At 57.1% G+C, this 8,667-nt stretch carries 7 protein-coding genes; 3 read left to right on the top strand and 4 right to left on the bottom strand.

Annotated elements, in window-relative coordinates:
* The 3 genes from QCE79_RS38360 to QCE79_RS38350 all read right to left on the bottom strand — a co-directional run.
* Positions 1–427: response regulator transcription factor (locus QCE79_RS38360; protein ID WP_309854173.1), on the bottom strand; the 427-nt coding region annotated here is incomplete at its 3' end.
* On the bottom strand, positions 424–1,782 hold the full coding sequence (locus QCE79_RS38355; RefSeq protein WP_309854170.1) for a PAS domain-containing sensor histidine kinase: 1,359 nt from the start codon (positions 1,780–1,782) through the stop codon (positions 424–426). The genes QCE79_RS38355 and QCE79_RS38360, both read right to left, overlap by 4 nt.
* Before the next feature lie 195 nt (positions 1,783–1,977).
* Positions 1,978–2,475, bottom strand: coding sequence for a universal stress protein (locus QCE79_RS38350; RefSeq protein WP_309854167.1), 498 nt, complete (start codon positions 2,473–2,475; stop codon positions 1,978–1,980).
* A 265-nt stretch (positions 2,476–2,740) separates the two neighbouring features.
* Between QCE79_RS38350 and QCE79_RS38345 the strand changes: the two genes are divergently transcribed.
* Positions 2,741–2,980 carry a UDP-glucose 4-epimerase gene (locus QCE79_RS38345; protein WP_309854164.1) on the top strand — a complete coding sequence of 80 codons (240 nt, stop codon included), beginning with the start codon at positions 2,741–2,743 and terminating at the stop codon, positions 2,978–2,980.
* Positions 2,981–3,650: 670 nt separating this feature from the next.
* Here the strand turns inward: QCE79_RS38345 and QCE79_RS38340 are convergent.
* Positions 3,651–4,403 (bottom strand): GNAT family N-acetyltransferase, encoded by a 753-nt coding sequence (locus QCE79_RS38340; protein ID WP_309854161.1) that lies wholly within the window; start codon positions 4,401–4,403, stop codon positions 3,651–3,653.
* 894 nt (positions 4,404–5,297) lie between these two features.
* Between QCE79_RS38340 and QCE79_RS38335 the strand changes: the two genes are divergently transcribed.
* Both QCE79_RS38335 and QCE79_RS38330 read left to right on the top strand, forming a co-directional pair.
* Positions 5,298–7,025 (top strand): hypothetical protein, encoded by a 1,728-nt coding sequence (locus QCE79_RS38335; protein WP_309854158.1) that lies wholly within the window; start codon positions 5,298–5,300, stop codon positions 7,023–7,025.
* Positions 7,026–7,495: 470 nt separating this feature from the next.
* Entirely contained in the window at positions 7,496–8,152 is a 657-nt protein-coding gene (locus QCE79_RS38330) for a porin (RefSeq protein WP_309854155.1), read from the top strand.
* The last annotated feature ends 515 nt before the right edge of the window (positions 8,153–8,667 follow it).

The following is an 8,667-nucleotide window of genomic DNA, read 5'->3' as shown; positions in this document are numbered from 1 at the left end:
CGGCGCGCCCGCTCAGGTTCTGCGCGAAGCGTTCAGCCATCGCGAGGCTCACGTACGCGCCCCCCGCGGCGACCTTGGTCACGGCAGAGACCAGTTCCGAGCTCGCGCTTTCCTTGGTGAGATAGCCGGATGCGCCTGCCTTGAACGCCCGCGTGGCGTATTGCTGCTCCGCGTGCATGGTGAGTACGAGAATGCGCAGGCCGGGCTTTTCCTCCTTGATCTGGCCGAGCAGATCGAGGCCGCTGCGGCCCGGCATCGACAGATCGAGGACCAGCACGTGCGCCGGCGTCGAACGAACGAGAGCAAGCGTACTGGCCGCGTCGCTCGCTTCGCCGGCGACCTCGAAGCCGCTCGCGTCGGCAAGAATATGGCGCAGTCCGTCGCGTACCAGCGTGTGGTCGTCCGCGATCAGCACTTTTATCGTCATGGTTGCGATTCCTTTTCCCGCACGGCGTCGCGCGGCAGAACTACGGTCAGCACGAAGCCGCTTTCCGGCATCGAATCGATCTGGACGCGCCCGCCCAGCGCGTTCGCCCGCTCGCGCACGCCCAGCAAGCCGAACGATTTCGCGTTCGCCGATGGCAAGGCCGAAGCGCCGATTCCGTCGTCGCCCACGCGCAGCACGCAATTGTCGCGGTCGGCGCTGAGCGACAGATCGACGCGGCTCGCGTGCGCATGGCGAACGATATTCGTGAGCGCCTCTTCGACGATGCGAAAAACAGCGGTCGCCGCGTCCGTATTGAACGCGAGATCGCCAGTGTCGAACTCGTGCCTGACCTCGATGCCGTGGCGCTGAATGAAATCCTCGACGAGCCAGTCGATGGCCGCCGGCAAACCGAGATCGTCGAGCATGACCGGCCGTTGATGCGCAGCGATGCGCCTGAGCGACGCGATATTGCAGTCGACCAGGCCAAGCATGCGCTGCATTTGGGCGGCGATGCCATCGTCGAACTTGCCCTGCGCGTCGAGCCGCGCCTTGAGCACGGACATTTCCATCTTCAATGCGCTGAGCGTCTGGCCGAGGTCGTCATGCAGTTCACGCGCGATCCGGCTCTTTTCCTGCTCGCGCATCTGCTGAAGATTCGCAGAAAGCGCGCGAAGTTCCTCGCGCGATTGCCTGAGGATGGCTTCTGCTTTCACGCGCTCGGTCACGTCGCGCAGGATGACGGTGAGCAGCTTGCCGTCACCGTCTTCGGTCTGCGATATCGATGCCTCGAGAGGAAACTCCTCGCCGTCCGCGCGCAGCCCGTGCATTACGCGGCTCCCGCCCATCTGGCGATCCGATACGCCTGTTCGTTCGAAAAGCCTGACTTGGCGCTCATGTCCCGCGCGATAGCGTTCAGGTATCAGGCGAGACAGCGGCGCGCCTATCGCGTCGCTCGAATTGCAGCGGAAGACCTTCTCCGCCATCGGATTGAACATCACGATGCGCTGCGCCGAATCGACCGTGATAGTGGCCTCCGTCGTGGAGCGGAGGATACCCTCCAGCCGCTTTTGGCCAAGAACGGCGCGGTCGGCCGAGGCGCGCGCGGTGCGCTGCGCGCCGAAAAGCAGGATCGATGCGGTCAGCAGCAGGGTCGACGTCACCGCGCCCGCCCACAACCAGAATTGCGCGAGTCCGCTGAGCGCGCAAGCGGACAACAGGCGTTGAAGTCCGGTCGACCATGCGACGATCAAGGCCGCCGCAACCAATGCTGCCAGCGCGATCCCATGGCGCGACCCGGTGCGCCAGCCGGGCGCACCATTCATGAGTATGGAAGGTCGGCGTTCGTTTCTGCTCATAGGGACCTGGTGACAAGCACCGATAGTCTGCGGACGCGCGTGGGCGGACCGCACGGGAGCGAAAGCTCGATCAATTATCGCCGATCCCTTGAGCTGAGCAAGCGCCTGACATTCGCTGTGCTCGGTTCGGCGAGGTCCATGCGAACCGCGTGACCTATGCAGAGTGCGCAGTCGCGCGCGAGACTCGTGCGACGCTCAGCCGGCTGACTGCGCTGCCGGCTCCCCGGGTTTCGCCCGAGCTTCGGCTTCGCGTCCCGGCATGAGCATGACCGGGACGCGCGCCAGTCGCATGAAGCGCTCCGCGACGCTGCCGAGCACGAGACGTCGCCAGCCGCGCCGGCCATGCGTGCCCATCACGACGAGGTCCGCGCCGAATTCCTCCGCGCAAGTCGCGATGCGCTGGGCGATGTCATCACCTGTCAGCTCGACTTCGCTCAAGCGCGGGGTTCCTTTCACGCCTTCCCGGGTCATGCGCTCGGCGGCTTGTGCAGTGACGCGTCGGCCCTCTTCGAGAAGCGCGTCGCGCATGTCGGAATAGAAGGTAGCGGTGGTGTCGTAGGCGAGAGGCTGCGGATCGACGACATAGAGCGGCTGGAGTATCGCGTCGTTGGCTCGCGCGACTTTCAGGGCCTCGTCGAAAGCATGCGAGGAGATAGTGCTACCGTCGACCGGCGCGAGAATGCGGGCGTACATGGCGAACTTCCCTGGAGAGGATTGACCTTGCTGCAAGCCAAGTCTACGGATGTCCGGACGTCCGTCCTTGACTCAAATCAAGCGATCACAAGGCGAGACTCGCGACATGATCGGTTGATCTGGCTCAAGGGCGCGTAGCGCGATACTCGTAGAGTCGGTCACGGGATGGCCCGGGCGTTTCTGGCGACGCCAAGCTGGCTCCTCGTGTATCAGACGTTCGGATTCGCGTGCCAAGGAATGCGTTTATCAATACAAGGAGAGCGTCATGTCGCTCAAGGGACAAGTGGACGATACGGACTGGAGCATCACCTGCAACACGGAGCAGGTGACGGAAGGCATCGTATGTTCGATAGGCGTGGAACAGCACGATGCCGAGCGCGGGCGGTTTGTGCACCGGTTCAGGCACGCACGCATCTTCGACAACGAGTATGAGGCCGTGCTTGCCGGGCTGAGTGAAGGCATGACCTGGATCCGTCTGCGCGCATCCGGAACGATCGATGTCTAGACGCCGCGACCGCGCCCGAAACAAGCGCGCTTCACCAACGCAAAGATTTAGACCGCCATGGTCGCCGTCTACGAGGCTGGGACGCTTAACGGCGATCAGCTGCTGAGAGTGCGTCGGGTCTCAGCAAGCGAGAGGCGACGGGCAAGAAGCCGCATTTGACGCAGCCCTGCGACAATAGCCGAAGTCACGCTGTATAACATCCGCTGCTTTGCTTCGGCAATGATATGCCCAAATGCGATTGTGTAACCAGATTGCAGTGGGTGCCAGCTATGCAGGCACCGAAACTGCCTAGTGTTGCCACACACGCGGGCAGCTCGTCTCGGGACGCGTCGTGACAGTCGCATTCGAATGCTGTGCACGACGGGAAAAGTGACTAACGCGCCCGTATGCGCGCTAGAGCTACTCATCTCCAAATTTCCAACAACGGTTGCAGACCACGTTTTCTTTCGTGTTTTGGGTCATTTGGATCGGCGCGGCAATACCCGCACCGTTGTCAGCCGAACATCGGCCAAATGCTAACCGCCTATTTTCCGCGGATATCGTACTCGCAATGCTTACGATCACGCTTGAAAAGCGGCGTGATCGCCTGTACCCATTCGCGGACTTCACGAAGTTGAAACGCGACCCAAGACGTAAAATTGTTCTTCATGTTCCATCCTATGGAGAGGTTTCACACCGTTGTGACGAACCAGTCGGACCCACCTCGGCGAAATAGTCGCCGGCCGGCCTTCGCCGCAGACCATATCGGGCTATGTCGTTCTATCACGAGCCGCGGCTTAAGTGTTGGCCGGAAGCCGCTCAAAAATTTAAACGTATTCTCGTTGGGAATGCCGTCGAAATCAAATGTTAAATTTCGCTCGGCGGCGTTCTTGATGGCTTCCCAAACTAGAACGCTGATCGCGCCGCCATGGGCATTTTGCGTGCGGGACGACAAGATGTAATACGCCGCATGCGAGTCCATGGCCACACCGATTGCCGCGACGAGGGCCCCGTCAGCGTTGTAGGCTCCAAGAACGTATCCTGCGCCGCGCTGAGTGAATTCGGTAACAAGTCGGTGCATGACTTGCGACCCGTAGATGTTCTTACGGCTTCGAGCCTCAAGGTTGCTATCGTAAAACCGGTTAAATTCGTCCGGCGCAAGCGGCTGGATAGTCACGAACTTTTGACCGGTACGAACCATGTTCCGCGTCTTATAATGCAAGCCCTTCCATAAATCTTCCACAGTTCGTCCAACTGGAAACTGAAGCGTGTAACGGGTTGATACCGTGAATCCCTTCAACCCAAACGCCAGTGCATCTTCGACGCGCGGATCAAAGATTTGGTAGAAGCTATGGACCGTCGGGATCTGTGCGATCAACTCATTGGTGAGGCTCACGCGCTCAGCCATTGCCCGCACCGGATCTTTCTCATTTTCTTTGAACACTGGACCGAGCGTTCTAGTTAGCGAAGGCATATGTGACGTTTGCCAGGGTCCTCGCTTAATCAAGGAATAGGGCATCTGCGCCAAGACTTCGCCGTCTTGTAGGACCTTCGCAATGCTCCAGTTTCCATCAGTAGCGATGTCGAGCCACCAAGGTTCATGAAACACTGAAAGGGGCGCAAGAGAATCGCCGCTAGGGAGCGCGTCAGCTTCCCGTGATTTCCCCGGCGCCGGCGGCGTATTCGTGTTTACTGAAGCGCCGTCACGGTGTCGAAACTTCCGCATTTCGGGGGTGTTACTGATAGTCGCTGAAGGCATTGTTTAAACGTTGTTTTGGTTGCGAGCGTCAGAGATTCGTTGGAAAGAGTAACCAGTCTCCCAGTTTTGGACTGTACGGCGTCAAACAAACATTCGGCGATCACCGAGAGTAAAGCAGTTTTCGGTATTGATATGATCATTATCGTGTGCAACAATCGACTGGCGCTGATAAGTGCCCACAGCGGATAAGAGATCTAGGATGAAAACGACAACCGTCTTCTTTCACACGCTCTTCGGATAGCAGGCACTCATGCGTTCACTCTGCAGTCCGCTTCGCCGAGGTTGCAAGACGCGCTGTCTCGAATCATCGAATAAATCGTGAACGCCGAAATGCCCGATAGTCGTCGTATTGAGAGATATCGTCAAAGCAATGAATAGTTGCCCGCCGCCTCAGACTAGTGATTGTCGTGTGCCGCGGCCATCGCCGAAGTCATGGCAAACCGCTACAACTGCCTGTTCCACGTTGTGTTGAATAATTTTGGGTTCAAGTAAAAGACGTAAGTTGGGTTAGGTCTTCAAGATAACCGATTCTGCTGGCGGCATTTACTTCTATCTCGTAGTCCACAAAAAGGAGCAAGCATGGCACTTAGCGTAACAAGCGCAACCTTGAATGGAAACATTCTCACCATCGTCGGCACAAGCACGCAATCAATTGATGGAAAGGAGCTTGCGCCGCAGTCTTTCAGCGACGCGGTGGATGTATCTGCGTCGCCAATCGGCGCGAATACCTACGTATTGCACAACAGTTCTGGCGATACTGTGAACGTTCCCTTCAACAAGACCGTTCCCGAATCGGCTGACGGGACCGTTATTTCGAGCAACACTGCCTCGATTGTTGATGCGGCGGGGGGTGTTTGGACCTTGCACAACGATCCGACCTACGGCAACGTGGTCTATAAAAACGGCGTGCAAATCGGGAATACCGATCATGTACTGTCCTTGTTATACGTTGGCAAAGCGTTTTATGCGCTTGGCGATGACCAGAACTATTACGAATTCAATGCGACATCGAATTCGTGGAACCAAGTGGTCGAAAGCGCGAATGGTGCTACCATCTCAAGCAACGCGGCCTCGCTTATCGATGCTGCAGGCGGCATCTGGACGCTACACGACGATCCTACATATGCGAACGTCGTGTACAAAAACGGCGTGCAAATCGGCAATACGGATCATGTTCTTTCTTTGCTGTACTATGGCAAATCGTTTTATGTGCTTGGAGACGATCAGAACTATTACGAGTACGATTCATCGACCAACACCTGGAATCAGACCACTGATCCCCGCGGAAACAACTACCCTAGCCCCGTCCAACCTACTTTCTATGGCGTGAATGGTCATTTCGATTGGGGCGGTAGCGGGGTTGATCGACAAGGTGTCCAGCCAACTGCGGCGGTCTATAATGTCATCGTCGCTGCAATGAAAGATCTCGGCATGAAGACTTTTCGGAACGGCTTTGCGGGCTGGGGTGGCGAAGTGGCGATTTGGCAAGATTTTATCAATAATTATGCTACGCCGAACGGTATTTGCGTTTATCCCAACATCGAGGGCGACTATGATCCAACGCAGGACGGACACACGGCAACCGAGACATCGGCCTATAACGTCGGTTATGCGATCGGGCAGACCGCGGCGGCGCTGAAAGGTTATGTACCGTGGTACGAAATAGGTAATGAGGAGGACTCGTATGCCTTGCTCTCGGGAAGTTACAACGGTATTCAGCCCAGTCACTACGATAACCGTCGGTTCACTGTCATCCGCGGTTATTTTCTGGGCGTGATCGCTGGCATCCGCACAGCTGATTTAACGACGCCGATTATGATGGCTGGGATTACCTGGCTTCACACGGCCTTTAATGACATGCTATTCGCCGGTACTCAGCCGGATGGCACGAGTGGCCACACCAAAGTGGTCGTCGATTTGGTGGCGCTTCACTGGTACACCAATTCCAACTCGAACAATGACAACCCCGAGAGCTCGGAGGGTGGGTATAATCTGCTGGCGCATGCCGCAACTTGGGGCAAACCTATCCGGATCAACGAGTTTGGTGCGAATTGGAATGTTTACGGAAGCAATGAAACCAGCGTAAAGAATGCCGTTATCGGACCGAACTTGATGGCGAAATGGGTCTCTGTGGCTGCGCAGTACAACATCACAGGCTGCGATTACTATCAAATCATCGACGCTGCCGGAGATACCAGTACGCCGCTTACTGGTGACGAGATGAACTATGGCGTTTTGAAGTATGACGGCACCAAAAAGGCCCGGTACGCCACCATAAAAAACTTCATCAGCGCGCACCCTAAATAACCCGCTTCGCCTTACGTCGCTAAAACGCCCGCTTGATTTATCGGGGTCAGCGGGCGTTTTATGACATAAAGTCTGGCGTCGCTGGTTTAGCTCGGGCAATGGGCGCCTGTGAGCATCAGCCTTTGCGCACAATAGCGCCGGGCAACCGCTCGCCGGAAAACGGGTCCACACCCAGACCCAAGGCCGCGCAGTACATCTCCCATCCCACGCGCGTGCTCGATTCGAGTACATGCCGTTCTTATCGCAATCGAAGCCCGTATCTGGTCTTGGGATAACCTCGTAACTGCACCCGTAAGCCTGTTCGAATTGCCGGATCAGATCTTTTCGGTCGATCTCCGACAAGTCCACGTCTTTCGGGCGGTTGTTGCTCGTCGACTTCGTGTGTCATAGCCGCTCGCGCTTTAGAAGTGGACAGTCGTCTGGTGTTTCCAGCGCTCGAACACGGGCGTCATCCCCGACGGTCCCGGAGCATGCTGCAGGCCGCTTGCCGTCACGCGCAGCGCGCCCTCCGTGTCACAACTCTCGATTTCGATGGCGATGCTCGTGTCGAACTCTTCGTCGAACAGATCGATCGAGGAGATCACGCATTCCATGAAACGGGTCAGTCGATCGCTCGCCAGGCGCTGCGTCCGACCGTGAAGCGCGTAATGGCTCGCCAAGCAGTCGGCGATTTTCGTCAACACGAAGAACGACGCGCCGCCCACACGCATCGTCTCATGGGTGATCGTGTAATCGAAAAAGGGTGCGGGCTCGCGACGTACAGCAAAACGCAGTTCAAGGACATCGGCACCTTGGCAGGGTTGCCGGCAACGGGCGCGGGCGGCGATGCAAAGTTTCATAATGGTGAATTGAACGTCCGCTATCAGTTCACGCCGTCCACTTCCTTTGGGATAGGCTACAACTACACGAAAGGCTATGGTGTGAACGATGCACAGTATCATCAAGGTGTTATAGGCGCCGACTATCTGCTCTCGAAACGTACTGACGTTTACGCGGACGTGGTCTATCAGCACGCTTCAGGGACCGACTCTACCGGCAACAAAGCGGTAGCCAACTTGACAGGAGCCAGCGCTTCGTCGACGCAGAATCAAGTATTGGCCGTCGTCGGTATTCGCCCTAAGTTCTAACAGCCACCACTTGGAAAGCATCGACAAGCTGCCAAAGTAACGGTCGCGTGCCATCGCGCCACCAGCATCCGAGCTTTTTCTAGGCGGTCATGTCGATCAGGGTTAGCAACGGTCGATATTCGTGTATTAGGCCTCGGGCGGATTTGTGATCGGACCAGCAGCTCGAGTAACCGCTCCATCAACAGTGCGAATGGCAGAAGACAGCGTGCTTCGCCTTCGGCTTTGCACGAATGCGAGCAGATCGGCGTTAAGCGTATCGCGTTCACTGTCAACATGCCGTGCGACAAGCCGCGATACGTCTTGAGCGTGCCGCTATTCTGCGGCACAATCACTCGATGTTGAAACCCTCGTCGGCAACTTTACGATGCTGGGCGGCCGTCTGACTGCTCTTTCTTCCTCGAAGCATATGACTGCACGTGGCCCAGACCGTGTCAAAACGTCATTTTGAAGCGTTATGATTTTCGTATCCGATAGCGGAGGCGAGCGAGATGAAGCGATTCGTTCAAGGCGATAGC

The sequence above is a fragment of the Caballeronia sp. LZ003 genome, from assembly GCF_031451465.1.
GTDB lineage: Bacteria > Pseudomonadota > Gammaproteobacteria > Burkholderiales > Burkholderiaceae > Caballeronia.
This window is presented reverse-complemented; position numbering and strand designations above follow the sequence as displayed.